Consider the following 19,404-nt stretch of genomic DNA (forward strand, 5'->3'; position numbering starts at 1 on the left):
GTTTTACATATGAAGAGTTCTTGTTAACGGCAGCTTGTATACACAAAAAAGGAGAGTTACTAAATGGCAAAAATTATTGCAATCAATGCAGGTAGTTCATCTCTAAAATTTCAACTTTTTGATATGCCAAGTGAGACAGTATTAACAAAAGGATTAGTTGAGAGAATTGGGATTAATGATTCTGTTTTCAGCATTACGGTAAATGGAGAAAAACAAACAGATGTATCAGATATTCCAGACCATGCTGTAGCTGTTAAAATTTTATTATCTAAGCTTACAGGTTTAGGGATTATTCGATCTTTAGATGAAATAGATGGAATCGGACATCGTGTCGTACATGGTGGAGAAGTATTTAATGATTCTGTTTTAATTACAGATGATACACTTGCTAAGATTAAAGAGCTTTCTGATTTGGCACCACTTCACAATCCTGCCAATATTGTAGGAATCAAGGCTTTTAAAGAAGTTCTTCCAAATGTTGAAGCTGTTGCAGTATTTGATACAGCATTTCACCAAACAATGCCAGAGCAATCTTTCTTATATAGTCTACCTTATGAATATTACGAAAAGTATGGAATTCGTAAATATGGTTTCCATGGAACTTCCCATAAATATGTATCAGAGCGTGCAGCTGAAATCTTAGGAAGACCAGTAGAGCATTTACGCTTAATTTCATGTCACTTAGGTAATGGAGCAAGTATTGCTGCAATTGAAGGCGGTCGTTCTATTGATACATCTATGGGCTTTACACCACTAGCAGGTGTAGCAATGGGTACACGATCAGGGAATATTGATCCGGCTTTAATTCCATTTATTATGGAGAAAACAGAAAAGACAGCTGAAGAAGTGCTAGATATTTTAAATAAGAAAAGTGGTATTTTAGGGATTTCTGGTCTTTCAAGTGATTTACGTGACATCGAATCAGCTGCTAAAGAAGGCAACGAGAGAGCAGAAACAGCATTAGAAGTGTTTGCTAGTCGTATCCATAAATATATTGGTTCTTATGCTGCAAGAATGTCAGGTGTTGATGCCATTATTTTTACAGCTGGTATTGGTGAAAATAGTACAGAAATTCGCGCTCGTGTATTAAAAGGTCTTGAATTTATGGGGATTTATTGGGATCCTGCACTTAATAAGGTTCGTGGAGAAGAGGCATACCTTAGCTATCCGCATTCACCGGTAAAAGTATTAGTAATCCCTACAAATGAAGAAGTAATGATTGCAAGAGATGTAGTAAGAATGGCAAAATAATCATGTTTCTTAAAGGCAACCTCAGGTGGTTGTCTTTTTCTATATAGATTAAAAATGGTATGCAGGGTTAAAGTGTTTATTAACCAGCATACCGGGGTATTGTTTAGAATTATTTTTAGAGGAATTATATAAAATCATAAATACTTAACACCTACGAACTTCAATTCTTTTTTATCATTCCCACTTTCTATGATCATTTGTTTTACCTTTGAGATCGCATCAATCATTCCATTGGCTTTAATAATAATTTCATCTGAATCAATCGTAAACACGAAATGTTTCATCTTCAACACTCCTTCTTAAATTTGATTGTGTTTATCATATGTTAGAGTACAACAACCATTCTATAAGATTGTTATATTTCGTTACATGATTTTCTTGTCGAAAGAAAATAGATGTAACAAAAACTTCATATTTGATTCTCAAATGCAATGATCTTTACAAAATCAATCTCTTTGTTATTATTCTGATTCTGGGCTTTTATGTTATGATAAAAGTAACAAGTTCACCAAATAATACCTACTTTGCTTGGAGTAAGGAGATCATGAGGATGAATGAATTAGGTCGTGAGAAAGCTATATTAGAGGAAATTAAAACATGGGAAATTGACCTCCAAAATGATGGTCGTACAGATTTTCAAAGAACGTTTGACAGGTGGCTTACTCGGAAGCTCGATGACATACCTGAGCGAATGCAGAAGGTGTTCTATGAAAAAGTGGATACAAGTCTTTTTAACCTGCACTCTGTTATTCAAAATTCATTTATACAAAAAGATGCGAAAAATCAAATATTGTTATCTGCAAGAGCATTGAACAATCGCATTCAGCAGGTCAGTGATTTGCATTTCCTTTCGATCGATCAGCTTCATTACTTAGCTGATTTACAGACTTCTAAACACCGGCTTTATTCGTTTTTCCAAGGCGGTATCACTGGTACGGGAGGTATGCTTCTCACAAGTGCTGATATTCCATTGCAGGCAGTTATGAATCTAAGAGCCACTCAAATGATTTCTATGTGTTATGGTTATGAGATAAATAATCCATATGAAATGATGACTTCGTTAAAAGTCTATCATGCCGCTTTAATGCCAAAACATTTACAATACGAACAATGGATTGAATTAAAGAAAGAACTCCAATCTGATAATGGAATGAATTATTTTTACGAAGGTAACGAGGATATGGCTGACCAAAATAGCATGAAGTATATTCTTGCTCAAATTGCGAAGCTTTCTGTATTATCTTTATTTAAGAGAAAATTGGTTGCAGGGATTCCACTTGTTAGCATGATGATTGGTGCTGCAGGAAATTATCAATTTACTCGGCAGATAACGGAATTTGCAAATAAATATTATCAATATAGACTTATATTTGAAAAAACTAGTCAGTAACAGGAGGGTATCATGAGTACTGAAGAACATAAGTTACATGCTCCTGATCGTATAAGGTGCAAGGTCGTAACAATTAGTGATACAAGAGATAAAGAAACTGACAAAAGTGGTCAGTTAATAAAGAAATTATTAGAGGAGAATGGCCATATCACTGTTGATTATGAAATCGTTCGTGATGAAAAAACATTGATTCGCAGTTCTGTTTTAAAAGGGTGTGAAACAAGAGGAATTGATGTTGTCTTAACAAATGGGGGTACTGGGATAGCGAAAAGGGATGTGACAATTGAAGCAGTTGAATCATTAATTGAAAAAGAAATACCAGGCTTCGGTGAGATTTTTCGTATGCTAAGCTACCGGGATGATATTGGTTCTGCAGCCATTTTAAGTAGAGCTATAGCTGGAGTAGCAATGAATACCGCGATCTTTTCTATGCCAGGTTCATCTGGTGCTGTGAAGCTGGCAATGGAGAAGCTGATCCTTCCGGAGCTAGGTCATGTAGCTAGAGAGGTTAAGAAGGACTTAATATGAAATCGTAAAAGAAGGCTAGAATGAGCCTTCTTTTGTTTTAGCTATGCGTTTTAACTAGTGACACATGTTGGGTTGCTCTAAACCATATCCACAAATCATTTATAATAGAAGCAAGCTCTGCAATTTCCCCGTTTAATTCACAGGATGTATCAAAATCTTCCTCGTGGTTCAGTAGCTCCTGCTTCCTATTTATTTCTTTTTCTACTTCTATTATTCTGTCAGGAATATGACCACGGATTTTTTCCCACTCTGCAAGTATGAGGTATTGAGTTTGCATACTATATGTTGTCCATGGTTTATCCAAGATTGGAATCATTATATTAAGCCTAGGATCATAGGTAAAGTGTTCGCTCAATTTTTCTCCCTCTTCCGTTCATGACTATCCTTATTTTACAATACTGAAATCAAATCATCTATAAGTAACATTTTTATATGAATGGTATATATTAACTTGAGCAATACAGAAAAATTTATTTTTATACAAAGAATTAAGAAAATATACATTTTTCTATTGACGAAATAGGGAAACTGTTGGTAAAGTGTTATCTATACAACAAATGTATTTTTATAAACATATATTAATTTTTATACAACTAAGGAGGAACAATTAGATGAAAAAGGTTGTTTTAGCATATTCCGGAGGACTAGATACCTCTGTTGCAGTTAAATGGTTACAAGAACAAGGGTACGCAGTAGTTGCAGTTTGCCTTGATGTAGGTGAAGGAAAAGATACAGCATTTGTACAACAAAAAGCTCTTCAAGTAGGTGCTGTTGAATCATACATGATTGATGCTAAAGAAGAATTCGCAAATGATTTTGCGTTAGTTGCTTTACAAGCACATACACTTTATGAAGGAAAATATCCATTAGTTTCTGCGTTATCTCGTCCGTTAATTGCTAAGAAGCTAGTTGAAATTGCAGAAAAGGAAAACGCAATTGCAATTGCACACGGCTGTACAGGAAAAGGAAATGACCAAGTACGTTTTGAAGTTTCAATCAAAGCATTAAACCCTGATCTTGAAGTGCTTGCCCCAGTAAGAGAGTGGGGATGGTCTCGTGAAGAGGAGATCGAATATGCGTCTAAACATGGTATTCCGATTCCTATTAACTTAGATAGTCCTTATTCAATTGACCAGAATCTTTGGGGAAGAAGTAACGAATGTGGTATTTTAGAAGATCCGTGGGCTGCTCCTCCAGAAGGTGCATATGATTTAACAACACCAATTGAAAAAACTCCAGATCAACCGGAAATGATCGAGATTCAATTTGAGCAAGGTGTACCAGTGAAAATTAATGATAAAGCTTATCCATTACATGAATTAATTCTTGAATTAAATCAAATTGCAGGTAAGCATGGTGTAGGTCGTATTGACCATGTGGAAAATCGCCTTGTTGGGATTAAGTCACGTGAAGTTTACGAATGTCCGGGTGCAATGACATTAATTAAGGCTCATAAAGAGCTAGAAGATTTAACGTTAGTAAAAGAAGTTGCTCATTTCAAACCGGTGATTGAACAAAAGCTTGCAGAGCTTATTTATAACGGCTTATGGTTCTCACCATTAAAATCTGCTTTACACGCTTTCTTAAAGGAAACACAAACATATGTGACAGGTACTGTAAGAGTGAAATTATTTAAGGGTCATGCGATTGTTGAAGGAAGAAAATCTGACTACTCTCTATATGATGAGAAGCTTGCAACATATACGAAAGATGATGCATTTGATCACAATGCAGCAATTGGCTTTATCGAATTATTTGGACTTCCAACTAAAGTGAACAGCATGGTGAAAAATAACAAGAAGGTGGAAGTATGAAAAAGCTTTGGGGTGGACGCTTCCAAAAAACCCCTGAACAATGGGTGGATGAGTTCGGTGCATCCATCCATTTTGATCAGGAATTAGTTGAGGAAGACATCACAGGTAGTCTCGCACATGTTGAAATGCTTGGTAAGTGCGGAATTATTAGTGAAGACGAAGCAAAAGAAATCACAAAAGGTTTAACGTCATTGTTAGAAAAAGCAAAAAAGAATGAACTTTCTTTTTCTGTAAACTATGAAGATATTCATTTAAATATTGAAAAATTATTAATTGATGAGATCGGTCCTGTTGGAGGAAAATTACATACAGGGAGAAGCCGTAACGATCAAGTAGCGACTGACATGCACCTTTATTTGCGTAAACATGTGGCAATGGTTGTTGAATTAATTGATGGATTGCAACACTCACTAATTGGAAAAGCTGAGGAACATGTTGAAACAATTTTACCTGGTTATACTCATCTTCAGCGTGCACAACCAATCTCATTTGCCCATCATTTAATGGCCTATTTTTGGATGCTTGACCGTGATAAACAGAGATTTACTGAATCTCTTAAAAGAATTAATATATCGCCGCTTGGTAGTGCTGCACTAGCTGGTACAACCTTTCCAATTGACCGTGCTTATACTGCAGAAAAGCTGAACTTCGATGGTATCTATGAAAATAGCTTGGATGGGGTAAGCGATCGTGACTTTATTATTGAATTTCTTAGCAACAGCTCATTATTAATGATGCATTTATCACGCTTCTGTGAAGAAATTATTTTCTGGTGTTCCCAAGAATTTCAATTTATTGAACTTGATGACACTTACGCAACAGGAAGCAGTATCATGCCACAAAAGAAAAATCCTGATATGGCCGAGCTAATTAGAGGAAAAACAGGGCGAGTGTATGGAAACTTAATGTCACTTTTAACTATTTTAAAAGGACTTCCACTTGCTTATAACAAAGACCTTCAAGAAGATAAAGAAGGAATGTTTGATACCGTAAAAACGATTGAAGGAAGTCTTCAAATATTTATCGGTATGATTGATACAATGAAGGTAAACAAAGAGAAGATGGAAAAAGCAACATCAGAAGACTTCTCTAATGCTACTGAACTTGCAGATTATTTATCAACAAAAGGTATGCCGTTTAGAGAAGCACATGAAGTTGTTGGGACTTTGGTTTATCAATGTATTCAATCAGGAATTTATTTAAAGGATCTGCCTTTTGAAGAATACAAAAAAGCCTCCTCTTTATTTGAAGAAGACTTATATGAAATGATCAATCCTTACGAAGCAGTAAGAAAACGTATGAGCGCTGGTGGGACTGGCTTTGAAATGGTAAAACAAGCACTGGAAAAGGCTAAACAAACGTTAAAGTAAAACGGTTTTTTACAAAAATAAAACAGTAATTCATAGTATAGGCTCCTTATTTTCAGATAAACTAATCGCGAGCATATGAAAATAAGGAGCTGAAAACTATGAAAGAAAGAAGAGTTACGAGACAAACGTATTACTACGACCACCTTGGCGAACAAGAAACAATGCAACAATTAACTGATTCTTATTCAAGTGGGGTTGTCGAACAGCAGTATGATCCAAACTTTTTACAAGAACATTTTCGAGCAATAAGAAAAGATTAAAAGTATGTTCGTGCTGGCTTAAGATGAGTCAGCTTTTTTAATCCACGAAAACCCTTCTAAACATCCTCAATTCCTTTTCAAAACAAGATAATTGTAAAATCTCACATTTATTAGCACAATAGAAGTAGTAATGGATAGATCTATCAGTTATTGTGATAATATCGAAGTAATCCAGTCCTATAATAAAAAATAAACAGTTTTACAGAGGAATATTCCTTTAGATAGAGCGTATTAATGATTGATATCCTTTTAAGGACAAGTTAAATGGGGAGGAAGATATCGTGAGACATGCCCTTATTACCGCAGGATCTAAAGGGTTAGGAAAAAAAGTCACTGAAGAGTTTTTACAACGCGGGTATTCAGTAACAATTAATTATCGAAAAGACATAGAAGCGGTAGAAAAGCTTAAAAATACCTATTCACATCTATCGGATCGTATTCTTTTTGTTCAAGGTGATGTTACGAAAAAAGAAGATCTCACAAACATGATTGATATAACAATTGAACGGTTCGGTAGAATAGATTGTTTGATAAATAATGCTGGTCCATACATATTTGAAAGAAAGAAGCTAGCTGATTATACAGATGAAGAGTGGTATCAAATGATAGAGGGAAATTTAAGTTCAGTCTTTCATTTGTTCAAAAAGATTATTCCAATCATGAGGCAGCAAAGATACGGAAGAATTATTACATATGGCTTTCAAGGAGCCGAATCCTCTCCAGGTTGGCTTCACCGCTCTGCTTTTAGTGCTGCAAAGGTGGGGCTTGTATCATTAACAAAATCAATAAGTATTGAAGAAGCAGAACATGGAATTACCGCTAATATGATCTGCCCTGGAAACATTGTCGGAGAAATGAAAGAAGCAACGATTGAGCAGTCTAGAATAATGAGTGATGTTGAATCGAAAACACCAATTGGCCGTTCCGGTACAGGAGAAGATATTGCAAGAACTGTTGCCTTTATTTGTGATGAAAACTCGGACATGATCACAGGCTCCATAATTGAGGTTACTGGTGGAGCAAACGTAATACATCGGTTTCATATCTGAAAACAAGAAAATATACGTTCTTAGAAAAATTCACTAACCTGTCTTATTGCGTCATCATATGATGAAATATGGTCATACTGATAAGAACGCAAATTAAAGGGTGAATACTTATGAAAATCGGCATTCCAGCTGAATTAAAAAATAATGAAAACCGTGTAGCGATAACACCAGCCGGGGTAAATCAGTTAATAAAATCTGGACATGAAGTTTGTATTGAAACGAATGCAGGATTAGGATCTGGCTTTACAGATGAGCAATACAAAGATGCTGGTGCAACGATTGTGAAAACAGCTGCTGAGGCTTGGTCAATGGACATGGTAATGAAAGTGAAAGAGCCGTTAAAAGAGGAATTTTCCTATTTTCGTGATGATCTGATTTTATTTACTTATTTACATCTTGCGGCTGAACAAGAGCTTACAAAAGCTCTGATTAATAAAAAGGTAACATCGATTGCATACGAAACTGTACAGCTTTCAAATGGGGCACTTCCTCTATTAACACCAATGAGTGAAGTTGCCGGGAGAATGGCTGCGCAAATCGGTGCCCAACTATTAGAAAAGCCAAAAGGTGGTAAAGGAATTTTGCTTGCTGGAGTTCCTGGCACACAAAGGGGACGTGTTACGATTATAGGCGGTGGTGTAGCCGGTACAAATGCCGCTAAAATTGCCTGTGGATTAGGAGCAGAGGTTACGATACTTGATACAAACCCGGAACGGCTAAGGCAGCTTGATGATTTATTTGGAAAAGAAGTATCAACAATTATGTCTAGCCCCCTTACAATATCAGAATCGGTTCAACGAGCAGACCTTGTGATTGGGGCTGTGTTAATACCTGGGGCAAAAGCACCAAAGCTTGTTTTAGCAGAGGATGTAAAGACAATGGCTAAGGGCTCTGTTATTGTTGATATTGCCATTGATCAAGGCGGCATTTTCGAGACAATTGATAGGTTAACGACCCATGACAATCCAACGTATGAAAAGCATGGTGTTTTACATTATGCTGTAGCTAATATGCCAGGGGCAGTTCCAAGAACCTCTACATTGGCATTAACGAATGTCACTGTACCTTATGCGAATATCATTGCAACGAAAGGTTACCAAAAAGCTTGTTTAGAAGATTCTGCGCTGCTGAAAGGATTAAATACGTTGAAGGGATTTGTAACGTATAAAGCAGTTGCAAAGGCACATGGACTTACTTTTAAGGATGCCACTTCATTATTGAATTCATGAGTAAAACACCACATGAAAAACTTAGTGAAAGCTAGGTTTTTCATGTAAATCCGTTTAACTAGAAATAAAAATGGGTAAAGTTTTAGTGGACAAATCTTATTAATTTAACCATTTTAACTGAGTTAATTTCATAATTATGACTCTTAAATCAAAAAACGAACATGTTTATTAACCTTGAACATGTTAATAAACAATACACGGATAAAAACATTATTAAATGTGTAATTCATACGTTTTTTGATAACAAATGATACATTGTGAAATTGATTCAACTATATAAGGAGTTGAATAAAATGGATGTTTCATATCACGGACATGCAGTTGTACAAGTAACAGCACACAATAAAAAAATTATTATTGATCCATTTATTACTGGCAATGAATTAACAGACTTGACAGCTGATTCAGTTGAGGCAGATGTTATTATTCTTACACATGGTCATAATGATCATGTTGGGGACACAGTAGAAATTGCCAAGAAAAATAATGCTTTAGTTATTGCCCCATACGAGCTGGCGGTTTACATAGGGAAAAATGGAATTGATATTCACCCAATGAATATTGGGGGAGCATATGATTTTGATTTTGGTAGAGTTAAGCTAACACAGGCTTTTCATGGGTCTAGCTATCAAGAGCCGGATGGTACCGTTATTTATACTGGTATGCCATCAGGTGTTCTATTAACATCTGAAGGCAAAACAATCTATCATGCAGGTGATACTGCACTCTTTACTGATATGAAAATGATTGGAGAACGAAATTCAATAGACCTTGCATTTTTACCAATAGGAGATAATCTAACAATGGGGCCTGAAGACGCAAAGGACGCAGCTCTTTGGCTAAATGCAAAGAAAGTCGTGCCCATCCATTATGATACTTTTCCAGCCATTAAGCAGGATCCAGAAAAATTCGCTCAATCCTTACCAGAAGGCATTGGCTTGCCATTAAAAGTCGGAGAAAAATACGAGCTATAATCGAGGGAATTAAATAGTGCTAGAAAGAAGCAAAGAATCTCATTCATTGCTTCTTTTTTTATGTGTACATGCATAAAATAAAACAAAGCTTCGATAGAAAGGATGAATCAATATGAAAAACCTAATGTACGCATTAATTGCATTAATGATGCTCTATTTTGGACTTCAACATATCTCACTTTCGGGTGACCAAACGCAAACTGTATTTGCGATGAGCTGGTTGTGCTTAGCGATTTTTGTTATTGGTGGAAACTTTGCTCATTATTTGTACCGACCAAAGCAACAGGTTCAAGCAAAGCAGCTAAAATCCTATAAGCAGATTCAGAAAAAGAGACAAAGACAAACACTGCGTTGATATAAGCCCTCTTCACCCTTATAATAAAAGTGGATTAGTTTGTTTTTTAAACCGTATTTGTGCGGTCTTATTAGATAAATGCACTAATATAAAAAGGGTGATGCAGCTTGGCTACAAAGCACGAGCAAATTTTGCAGTATATAACTTCACTGCCAGTTGGTGAAAAAATTTCTGTTAGACAAATTGCGAAGGATATAAATGTTAGCGAAGGAACAGCATATCGTGCGATTAAAGAAGCAGAGAACAAAGGATATGTTAGTACGATAGAACGTGTCGGAACGATTAGAATCGAAACTAAAAAGAAAGAGAACTTTGAGAAATTAACATATGCTGAGGTTGTTAATATTGTTGAAGGGCAAGTTTTAGGTGGACGGGCAGGTTTACATAAAACATTAAATAAATTTGTTATCGGTGCGATGAAGCTTGATGCCATGATGCGATATACAGGTGCAGGGAACTTACTTATAGTCGGGAATCGTACAACTGCCCATCAATATGCACTTGAAGCTGGTGCAGCAGTATTGATAACAGGTGGTTTTGATACAGAAGATAGTGTGAAAAAATTAGCTGATGAGCTAGAGCTACCAATTATTTCAACAAGCTATGATACCTTTACGGTTGGCGCAATGATCAATAGAGCAATTTATGATCAGTTGATTAAGAAAGAAATCGTACAGGTGGAGGATATTCTTACACCGATTGATAAAACAATTTGTTTATCAACGGTTGATACGGTGGCAACTTGGTATCAACATAACTATGAAACTGGACATGGTCGGTTTCCAGTGATAGATCAGAACTTAAAAGTGCAAGGAATTGTTACCTCTAAAGATATTATGGGGAACGACCATTCAACCCTAATCGAAAAAATAATGACTAAAAGCCCGATTACGGTCATTGGTAAAACTTCTGTTGCATCAGCAGCACAAATGATGGTTTGGGAAGGAATCGAAATTTTGCCGGTAGTAGACCAGCAGAATCGATTGCAAGGGATTATTAGTCGTCAAGATGTACTTAAGGCCCTTCAAATGATCCAACGTCAACCACAAATTGGTGAAAAGCTTGATGACATTGTGACAAATCAATTTATAACGATTGATGATGAATCAAAACGCAGTAGTATTTTTCGATGTGAAGTAACTCCGCAAATGACAAATCACCTTGGTACCATTTCCTATGGAGTTTTTACGACACTTGTTACAGAGTCCGTTAATCGTTATTTAAGAGCACAGAAAAAAGGTGACATTGTTGTTGAAAATATCACAATATACTTTATTAAACCTGTTCAAATGGAATCAGTGCTTGAAATTCACCCTAAAATATTAGAGGTTGGTCGTAAGTTTGGAAAAATTGATATAGAAGCATATAGCGACGGTGTTGTCGTAGGAAAAGCAATGATGATGGTTCAATTGATTGAGAGATAATACAGGATACAAAAATAGGGTTAACTGTTTTATAAAACAGTTAACCCTATTTTTTCGAAGAATTCTTTACTGTTGTTCTTTTATTTCTTTTAGAACATATGGAAGATAATGCTTGTAAGCGCGGTATCCTGCCCATGCACTGCCAAAACCGATTAACAGAAAAATAATTCCCACAACAAATGATAAGGCTGAGCGAAACATGAATAATTGATTAAGTCCAAAAAATGCAACAAACAGACCTAATGCAATGCTAGCTTTCGCAGATATCCAACTTTTCTCCGCTTGCTTATTTGATCTGTATGCTTTGACTTTATAGTACAAATAGAAAGCTAGCGAAAAAATTATAAGTACAACTAAAACTGGCATATAAAAACCTCCACTACTGAGATGAGTATTTTTTCTACTCTTGCATCTAGTAAGGTAAAAAAGAAGAAATATCTTCTTATACAACCTATAATAAAAGATAGCATGATTCGTTTAACATGTCTTTAAATAAATGCGATGAAATGAAAATCCTGAAGATTCATTCTTTTTTAAAATTTGTATTTATGATTTAATAAAACTATATAGAGAGAAAAGGAGACCAAAATGAAACAACAAATACTAGATGAAATTAGCCAAAATGAGACAATTATCATTCATCGTCATGTTCGTCCAGATCCAGATGCCTATGGCTCTCAATGCGGTTTGGCTGAAATGATAAAAGCTACATACCCAAATAAGAAAATTTATGTTGTAGGAGAATCTGAGCCAACGCTTGAGTTTCTCTATAAAATGGATCATATATCAGACGATATATACCAAGAAGCACTTGTTATTGTATGTGATACAGCAAATCAAGCCCGCATCAGTGATCAACGTTATCATACAGGTAAAAAATTGATTAAAATCGACCACCATCCAAATGATGATCAATATGGAGATCTTTTGTGGGTTGAAACTGAGGCAAGTGCTACAAGTGAAATGATTTATGAACTGTACTTAGAAGGAAAAGATCAGGGCTTTAAATTATCTGAAAAAGCGGCAGAGCTTCTTTATACTGGGATTGTGGGGGATACAGGAAGGTTCCTATTCCCGAGTACAACGGAGAAAACCTTTCAGTATGCAAGTGCATTAATCTCAAAAGGAATTAATCCTACACCAATTTACGACGAACTTTACAAAACAAAGAGAAACGTCGCTAAACTTAGTGGATATGTACTTCAAAACTTTACGTTAACATCATCAGGTTCTGCATCAATGAGTATAACGAAAGATATATTAAAGGAATTTGATGTAACCCCTTCAGAAGCTTCACAGCTTGTTGGAATTTTAGGTAATATTGAAGGTGTGAAAGCATGGGTGTTCTTTGTGGAAGAAGAAAATCAGATCCGTGTTAGACTTAGAGCAAAAAAACTTGTAATAAATGAATTAGCTAAAAAATATAATGGTGGCGGACATCCACTCGCATCTGGAGCTTCTGTATATAGTTGGGAAGAAGCGAAACAGGTGTTACATGATCTAGAAGTGCTTTGTCAGGATGAATGATCCAATAAATAAGAAAGGGTTCGGTAATAACTGCCGAACCCTTTTTTAACCCTAGTCGGTAGTCATAAGATAACATAGTTCCTTGCATTAAAATTTACGATCCAGAAGAATTCTTGTTTAGAGGTTAGTTTGCTTACAATAAAGTTATGGATTACGTTTCTAGTGGTTTGAATAGAACATGTGATGAGGGTCTTTGAAAACGCCACTTTGATAATGGAGTTTTACATTGATGAAGAAATAATGATAGCGGTTACTTTTCTTTGGTCGGAATAAACCAATAACCTAGCTCTGTAGCATCCTCATACACATCCAATTGTAGAATCTGACATTCTTTTTTGATAATGTTTGCAAGCTCAGCTGTTTCTACATATGCTGAGAAGCCTTTTTTGATATGGTTAATCTTTTCCTGGACAACTTGTTTTGAACTTAAAATATACATATCCATCCCTCCGTTAAGTAGTGGTACAACAGATAAATCGTTATAAAGTGAGTTGGTTAAACAAGGAATCAATTGTTATAATTGTTGGAATAAATGTTCTTTGAAGAGTGGAAGGGGAAGTTAAAGCCAGTTTGTTAGAGAGCAAACCAGCTTGTTTTTAAGTGAATGTATTTTCCTTGTTTTTCCTATTTCTATTTTATCGGAAAAGGGAAGGTTTTGCGATTAATTTTTAATGAAAATCTCAAATATTTCAAATTCCTTAGGAGTATTGTTAGTCTACAAAGGATATTTTAACTTCAATATATAGTGTGGTGGTTAACATGAATTTTGTCATTTCAAGCTTGTATTCTTTTCCATCAAACTTTAATGGTTTATTTTCAATGATTCGTTCTATTAATAGATGATTAGAAACGATACTCTCAATATCCTTGGCCATTACGTCTTTTAAATCTTCCTTTACACTGTTTTCAATATTCGTTATCCTAAAATCCTTAAAAAGGTAGCGATCACCGTTAGTTAATTTAATCTTAATCTCTTGAACAGTCAGCTTTTCTTGAGCTTTTTTGTTTAATTTTGTATACTCTTCTTGATAGATTTTCTTGTCATTCTCTAAATCTTGAATTGTTTGCTTTTGTTTATTTATAATTGTACTATGTTCTTCTTGAATAACTCCAAAAATAAAAAGGAAAACACCCCAACTAATAACTGCCCCTATTGCTGCACCTGCAAAAAAACGTTGCCATGAAGGTTGCTGATAGTGCGGCGGGATTCTCATGAAAGATGCTCCTGTGTTAACCAAGTGATAAGTAACCAACCTGTTTGAGCTCCACCCATAGCTGATACAATTAACAATACTTGTTTAACAATATCTCGTGTTTCACCTTGAAAAATTCCACGCTCAAAGCTGTAAAAAGCATCAAACGTACCACCTATTGCTGCAACAAGAGCCCAAATTTTTAGCCTATTAGCAAATTCAAACATTTTGGTTAATGGTGGTTCTCCTGCTAAAAAAGCACCAATGGCACCGATTAGCGTGCCACCTAAAAGTACTCCTAGTGCTATAAAGTAACTATGAATAAAAGCCGGCATAAAGGCTTCTTTGTCCATGACTATCAACCCCCTACTCTATATATATGGACGACCTATATTAAGTATGAAAGAAAATATTGTTGTAGGAATGGTCTAAATTCTCTAACAGTGAACGCTCTTATTTGTAACTATATAACCGCGGGAATATAATGAAGGATATATAAATGATCCTTGAATAAAAATTTAAAACAAATGTAGAAAGGAGGGGAATATATGCCGTTTGTTCACCTTCAAGTGAAAAGTGCATACAGCTTGCTCTCAAGTGCAGCAAGATTAGATAAATTAGTTAATAAGGCAAAAGAATATAAATTCAATGCTATAGCATTGACTGATTTTCATGTGATGTATGGGGCTGTAGCTTTTTATAAGCTTTGTCAAGAAAATGGAATAAAGCCTATTTTAGGTATGACAGTCACAATCATAGATGAACAACATGAGACGGACATGACAGCTGTACTACTAGCTGAAAATAACGAGGGGTATCAGAATTTATTAAAAATAAGCAGTGCTCTTCAAACAAAATCACCTGAAGGGATTCCGGATCGATGGTTAAAAAGCTATCATTCTGGATTAATAGCCATTATTCCAGGACAGATGTTCATGGAAAGCTTTGAAAAAGAACAGTTTGAGCAAGTAATTGTCTTATTAAAAAAATATCAAACTCTATTTGGTGAAAACTCAATATACTTAGGAACTCAGAGAGTATCCTTAGAAGATGAGTCTCTACATAAACATTTACTGAATATTAGTCATGAAGTGAATATTCCTATGGTGGCAACGAATAATGTTTGCTATATCGAAAAGGAAGATTACCTTGCTCAGCAATGTCTAATTGCATTAAAACGTGGTGAAAAGCTTTCTGATTTTCATGTTGACCTAAAAGGTACACATGAAAATTACTTAAAGAGTCCAACTGAAATGGTATCTTTATTCGAGGAGTCCCCTGATGTATTAGAAAATACATTAAAGATAGCTGCTCGGTGTAAAGTGAATCTTAATCTGGGCGTTACGCATCTACCAAAATACCCTACTCCCAAAAACCAACATGCTGATGAATATCTTGAGGAGCTTTGTTACAAAGGATTAAATACAAGATTTGAAAACCCTGACTTTATCTATTTACAAAGACTAAGCTATGAGTTAGATATTATAAAAAGAATGAATTTTAGTGATTATTTTTTAATTGTATGGGACTTTATGAAGTACGCTCATGATCATGGCATATTAACAGGTCCAGGACGAGGTTCTGCTGCCGGCTCTCTTGTTTCATATGTGCTACGAATTACGGATGTAGATCCAATTAAACATAGGTTGCTTTTTGAAAGGTTTTTAAATCCAGAGCGTATTACTATGCCGGATATTGATATTGACTTTCCAGATACAAGACGTGATGAAGTAATAGCTTATGTAGCAAACAAATATGGGAAGTTACACGTTGCACAAATTATTACCTTTGGTACGTTAGCAGCAAAAGCAGCTATTCGTGATGTGGGGAGAGTAATGGGAGCTTCGCCTAAGGAAACAGATGTCTTATCGAAGCTGATCCCATCTCGACCTGGAATCACCCTTCAAGAAGCATTTAAAGAATCTCAGGCACTACAGAAATTAATTACTGAAAATGAGCTGAATAAAAAAATCTATGAAACAGCTTTAAAACTAGAAGGCCTCCCAAGGCATACTTCTACACATGCAGCTGGTGTTGTTTTAAGTGATCAACCTTTAACAAATATTGTTCCAATTCAGCAAGGGCAACAGGATGTGTACTTAACACAGTACTCTATGGATTACTTAGAAGATCTCGGGCTTTTAAAAATGGATTTTTTAGGTTTAAGAAACCTTTCTTTAATCGAGAATATTATGAAATCTATACAACGTGTTGAAGGAAAACGAGTTGATTTGACGAACATATCCTATCAAGACGAAAAAACGTTTGATCTTTTATCCCAGGGAGATACAACAGGAGTTTTTCAGCTTGAATCCGAGGGGATGAGAAGTGTTTTAAAGCGTCTTAAACCTAGCAATCTTGAGGATATTGTTGCTGTAAATGCGTTATACAGACCTGGTCCGATGGAAAATATACCACTTTATATTGACAGAAAACATAAAAGAAAAAGCACAACATATTTACATCCCTCACTGGAACCGATTTTAAAGAATACCTATGGTGTTATTGTCTATCAGGAGCAAATAATGGAATTGGCTTCTACTATTGCAGGATTTACTCTAGGGGAAGCAGACTTATTAAGAAGAGCCGTCGGGAAAAAAAAGAAAGAAATACTAGATCAACAGAGGGAACATTTTGTCTCGGGCTGTATGAGAAACGGTTATAGTCAACAAGTGGCAAACTCAATTTATGATTTAATTGTAAAGTTTGCCAACTATGGATTTAACCGTAGTCATGCAGTTGCCTATAGTATGATTGCTTACCAATTAGCCTTTTTAAAAGCAAATTATCCTCTCCATTTTTTAACAGCTTTATTAACAAGTGTAAGTGGAAATGAAGATAAAGTTGCTCAATATGTTCGAGAGGCGAAACGTAAAGGTTTTGCAGTGCTGCCACCCTCTGTAAACAAAAGTGAGTTTGCATTTTTAGTAGAAGGTGCTAGTATTCGCTATAATTTAACATCTATTAAAAATGTAGGTGTAGCGGCTATTAAGGAAATTTTTCATGCAAGAAAGAAAAGACCTTTTACTGACTTATTTGATTTTTGTATAAGGGTGTCAATGAAAATTGTGACTAGAAAAACGATGGAGCAACTTATTTTTGCTGGTGCAATGGATGAGTTTACTATTGATCGTGCAACTTTGCTTGCAAGCCTGGATGTTGCCATTGAGCATGCGGAGCTAATGACTCCATCAGATGAAAGTCAATTTGATCTCTTTTTGGATGAAGAGTTTAATCTAAAGCCAAAGTATATTGAAGTAGAGCCATTTAAAATTGAAGAAAAACTTAGATTTGAAAAAGAATCTCTAGGTTTATACTTTTCGATTCATCCTGTTGAAATGTACCGTTCAAACCTTCATGCAGTCCGTGCTGTTACTATTGATGATCTATCCTCAAATGTAGATCGAAAGGTTTCAATTGGGGCTTTGGTAGCAAATGTACGAACAATACGTACCAAAAAAGGTGAGGTTATGGCTTTTTTACTACTTGGAGATGAAACAGGAGATATTGACGCGGTTATTTTCCCACAAACTTATTCAAAGTTTGGTGAAAAGGTGAAGGACGGAATGATTTTCTATCTGGAGGGAAAAGTTGAAAGAAGACAGGATAAACTTCAGTTTATTGTTCAGCAAATAAAAGAACTGGATCACTTACCAGCCGTTTCAAAACATGGAAAGCTATTTGTGAAAATTGAGAAGCAGTTCTCAGATCAACAAAAGCTTCTAGATGTAAAGAAGATACTAAGTCGTTTTCATGGGAGTATCCCTGTCTACCTTTATTATGAGCATGATAAGAGGACCATTCAATTACCTGAAGAGTTCTCAGTTTCAGCTACAGAAGAGTGTTTAACAGATTTAATGAATTTACTTGGGCAAAATAATGTTGTGCTAAAACAGGAGTAGCCTTTAATTGTAAGGCTATTTTCGTAAATGAGTATGTTTATGCTAAACGATGCTTTACAATCAAATGAATTATGTTATCATTTAATAATGATTTAAAGTGGTCTGACCACTTTTTTAAAGAGTGATAGGCAGAATAATAATAGATACAGCTGAACTGGTAACTAAACAATTAGATTCTTACAATAGGGTACTTGTTCTAGTACTTTACATGGGGAGTGTTCATGATGTCATTAAGAGAAGAAGCCTTACATATTCATCGTGTTAACAAAGGGAAATTAGAATCAAAGTCAAAGATTCCAGTGAAAAATGCTTATGATTTAAGCCTTGCTTATTCACCTGGTGTAGCTGAACCTTGTAAAGACATTTATGATGATAAAAGCAAAGTCTATGATTATACGATGAAAGGTAATATGGTTGCAGTAGTTTCTGATGGTACGGCTGTGCTCGGGTTAGGGAATATTGGTCCTGAAGCAGCATTACCGGTTATGGAAGGAAAAGCTGTTCTTTTCAAAAGTTTTGCTGGAGTGGATGCATTTCCAATTTGCTTAAACACGACAGATATTGATGAAATCGTTAATACAGTTAAGTTGCTTGAACCAACGTTTGGTGGAGTAAACTTAGAAGACATAGCTGCTCCTAATTGTTTTGTTATTGAAGAACGTTTAAAAAAGGAAACGAATATCCCTATTTTTCACGATGACCAACATGGTACTGCGATTGTAACAGTAGCAGGGCTTGTTAATGCTCTTAAATTAGTCGGAAAAAGTATGTCTAATATCCGGGTTGTAGCTAACGGTGCAGGAGCAGCTGGTATTGCAATCATTAAGCTTTTATATAGCTATGGTGTAAGAGATATTATTATGTGTGACACGAAAGGTGCGATCTTTGAAAATCGTTCACACGGTATGAACAACGTGAAATCGGAAGTAGCTAAATACACAAATAGAGATCAGCTAGAAGGTAGTTTAGCCGATGTTATTAAAGGTGCCGATGTATTTATTGGAGTTTCGGTTGAAGGGGCCTTGTCTAAAGAAATGGTTCAATCAATGAATGAGAATCCAATTATTTTTGCTATGGCTAATCCTGTTCCAGAAATTATGCCGAATGAGGCCAAAGAAGCTGGTGCGAAGGTTATTGG

At 35.5% G+C, this 19,404-nt stretch carries 20 protein-coding genes; 14 read left to right on the forward strand and 6 right to left on the reverse strand.

Translation table 11 applies throughout. The annotated features are described in order from the left end of the window. The first annotated feature begins 63 nt into the window (after window positions 1–63). Window positions 64–1,251, forward strand: a complete 1,188-nt coding sequence (locus ACEWK1_RS23415) for an acetate kinase (protein ID WP_212136917.1) — start codon at window positions 64–66, stop codon at window positions 1,249–1,251. 134 nt (window positions 1,252–1,385) lie between these two features. On the opposite strand, the gene ACEWK1_RS23420 is transcribed toward ACEWK1_RS23415, so the two are convergent. Continuing rightward, window positions 1,386–1,535 (reverse strand): hypothetical protein, encoded by a 150-nt coding sequence (locus tag ACEWK1_RS23420; protein WP_162987436.1) that lies wholly within the window; start codon window positions 1,533–1,535, stop codon window positions 1,386–1,388. Between the two features lie 266 nt (window positions 1,536–1,801). Here ACEWK1_RS23420 and ACEWK1_RS23425 point away from each other — a divergent pair, with 266 nt between their 5' ends. Then, complete coding sequence (locus ACEWK1_RS23425; RefSeq protein ID WP_162987435.1) at window positions 1,802–2,641, forward strand: EcsC family protein; 840 nt, start codon at window positions 1,802–1,804, stop codon at window positions 2,639–2,641. A 12-nt stretch (window positions 2,642–2,653) separates the two neighbouring features. Beyond that, entirely contained in the window at window positions 2,654–3,169 is a 516-nt protein-coding gene (locus tag ACEWK1_RS23430; protein ID WP_212136915.1) for a MogA/MoaB family molybdenum cofactor biosynthesis protein, read from the forward strand. A 37-nt stretch (window positions 3,170–3,206) separates the two neighbouring features. On the opposite strand, the gene ACEWK1_RS23435 is transcribed toward ACEWK1_RS23430, so the two are convergent. Continuing rightward, window positions 3,207–3,524 (reverse strand): hypothetical protein, encoded by a 318-nt coding sequence (locus ACEWK1_RS23435; protein WP_212136913.1) that lies wholly within the window; start codon window positions 3,522–3,524, stop codon window positions 3,207–3,209. 256 nt (window positions 3,525–3,780) lie between these two features. Between ACEWK1_RS23435 and ACEWK1_RS23440 the strand changes: the two genes are divergently transcribed. The 8 genes from ACEWK1_RS23440 to ACEWK1_RS23475 all read left to right on the forward strand — a co-directional run bounded on the left by ACEWK1_RS23440 (window position 3,781) and on the right by ACEWK1_RS23475 (window position 11,644). Beyond that, window positions 3,781–4,983, forward strand: coding sequence for an argininosuccinate synthase (locus tag ACEWK1_RS23440; protein ID WP_121663047.1), 1,203 nt, complete (start codon window positions 3,781–3,783; stop codon window positions 4,981–4,983). Further along, entirely contained in the window at window positions 4,980–6,353 is a 1,374-nt protein-coding gene (gene argH / locus ACEWK1_RS23445) for an argininosuccinate lyase (protein WP_212136911.1), read from the forward strand. The genes ACEWK1_RS23440 and argH overlap by 4 nt, the downstream gene beginning before the upstream one ends. A gap of 98 nt (window positions 6,354–6,451) precedes the next feature. Continuing rightward, window positions 6,452–6,613, forward strand: a complete 162-nt coding sequence (locus ACEWK1_RS23450) for a hypothetical protein (RefSeq protein WP_162987434.1) — start codon at window positions 6,452–6,454, stop codon at window positions 6,611–6,613. A 281-nt stretch (window positions 6,614–6,894) separates the two neighbouring features. Beyond that, on the forward strand, window positions 6,895–7,662 hold the full coding sequence (locus tag ACEWK1_RS23455) for an SDR family oxidoreductase (RefSeq protein ID WP_212136909.1): 768 nt from the start codon (window positions 6,895–6,897) through the stop codon (window positions 7,660–7,662). Between the two features lie 110 nt (window positions 7,663–7,772). Next, on the forward strand, window positions 7,773–8,891 hold the full coding sequence (ald, locus tag ACEWK1_RS23460) for an alanine dehydrogenase (RefSeq protein WP_212136907.1): 1,119 nt from the start codon (window positions 7,773–7,775) through the stop codon (window positions 8,889–8,891). Window positions 8,892–9,184: 293 nt separating this feature from the next. Next, window positions 9,185–9,865, forward strand: a complete 681-nt coding sequence (locus tag ACEWK1_RS23465; RefSeq protein WP_121663043.1) for a metal-dependent hydrolase — start codon at window positions 9,185–9,187, stop codon at window positions 9,863–9,865. Window positions 9,866–9,977: 112 nt separating this feature from the next. Further along, window positions 9,978–10,220 carry a hypothetical protein gene (locus ACEWK1_RS23470; protein WP_121663042.1) on the forward strand — a complete coding sequence of 81 codons (243 nt, stop codon included), beginning with the start codon at window positions 9,978–9,980 and terminating at the stop codon, window positions 10,218–10,220. 107 nt (window positions 10,221–10,327) lie between these two features. Continuing rightward, entirely contained in the window at window positions 10,328–11,644 is a 1,317-nt protein-coding gene (locus ACEWK1_RS23475; protein WP_121663041.1) for a DRTGG domain-containing protein, read from the forward strand. Window positions 11,645–11,710: 66 nt separating this feature from the next. On the opposite strand, the gene ACEWK1_RS23480 is transcribed toward ACEWK1_RS23475, so the two are convergent. Then, window positions 11,711–12,010, reverse strand: coding sequence for a YtpI family protein (locus tag ACEWK1_RS23480; RefSeq protein ID WP_212136905.1), 300 nt, complete (start codon window positions 12,008–12,010; stop codon window positions 11,711–11,713). Window positions 12,011–12,232: 222 nt separating this feature from the next. On the opposite strand from ACEWK1_RS23480, the gene ACEWK1_RS23485 reads away from it, so the two are divergent. Further along, the gene (locus ACEWK1_RS23485; protein ID WP_212136903.1) at window positions 12,233–13,171 is read left to right on the forward strand and encodes a DHH family phosphoesterase; all 939 of its coding nucleotides are present in this window, start codon (window positions 12,233–12,235) and stop codon (window positions 13,169–13,171) included. A gap of 250 nt (window positions 13,172–13,421) precedes the next feature. Here the strand turns inward: ACEWK1_RS23485 and ACEWK1_RS23490 are convergent, their stop codons facing one another. The 3 genes from ACEWK1_RS23490 to ACEWK1_RS23500 all read right to left on the reverse strand — a co-directional run bounded on the left by ACEWK1_RS23490 (window position 13,422) and on the right by ACEWK1_RS23500 (window position 14,717). After that, the gene (locus ACEWK1_RS23490; protein WP_098795022.1) at window positions 13,422–13,610 is read right to left on the reverse strand and encodes a hypothetical protein; all 189 of its coding nucleotides are present in this window, start codon (window positions 13,608–13,610) and stop codon (window positions 13,422–13,424) included. 271 nt (window positions 13,611–13,881) lie between these two features. Further along, window positions 13,882–14,385, reverse strand: a complete 504-nt coding sequence (gene ytrI / locus ACEWK1_RS23495; RefSeq protein ID WP_098795023.1) for a sporulation membrane protein YtrI — start codon at window positions 14,383–14,385, stop codon at window positions 13,882–13,884. Then, window positions 14,382–14,717 (reverse strand): YtrH family sporulation protein, encoded by a 336-nt coding sequence (locus ACEWK1_RS23500; protein ID WP_026560822.1) that lies wholly within the window; start codon window positions 14,715–14,717, stop codon window positions 14,382–14,384. The genes ytrI and ACEWK1_RS23500 overlap by 4 nt, the downstream gene beginning before the upstream one ends. A 195-nt stretch (window positions 14,718–14,912) precedes the next feature. On the opposite strand from ACEWK1_RS23500, the gene dnaE reads away from it, so the two are divergent. Continuing rightward, on the forward strand, window positions 14,913–18,266 hold the full coding sequence (gene dnaE / locus ACEWK1_RS23505) for a DNA polymerase III subunit alpha (protein WP_416636706.1): 3,354 nt from the start codon (window positions 14,913–14,915) through the stop codon (window positions 18,264–18,266). Between the two features lie 224 nt (window positions 18,267–18,490). Then, window positions 18,491–19,404, forward strand: a 914-nt coding sequence (locus ACEWK1_RS23510) for an NAD(P)-dependent malic enzyme (RefSeq protein ID WP_416636707.1), incomplete at its 3' end; no start/stop codon positions are given.

The sequence above is a fragment of the Metabacillus sp. YM-086 genome (assembly GCF_048059995.1).
In the GTDB taxonomy this organism is placed as follows: domain Bacteria; phylum Bacillota; class Bacilli; order Bacillales; family Bacillaceae; genus Metabacillus; species Metabacillus litoralis_B.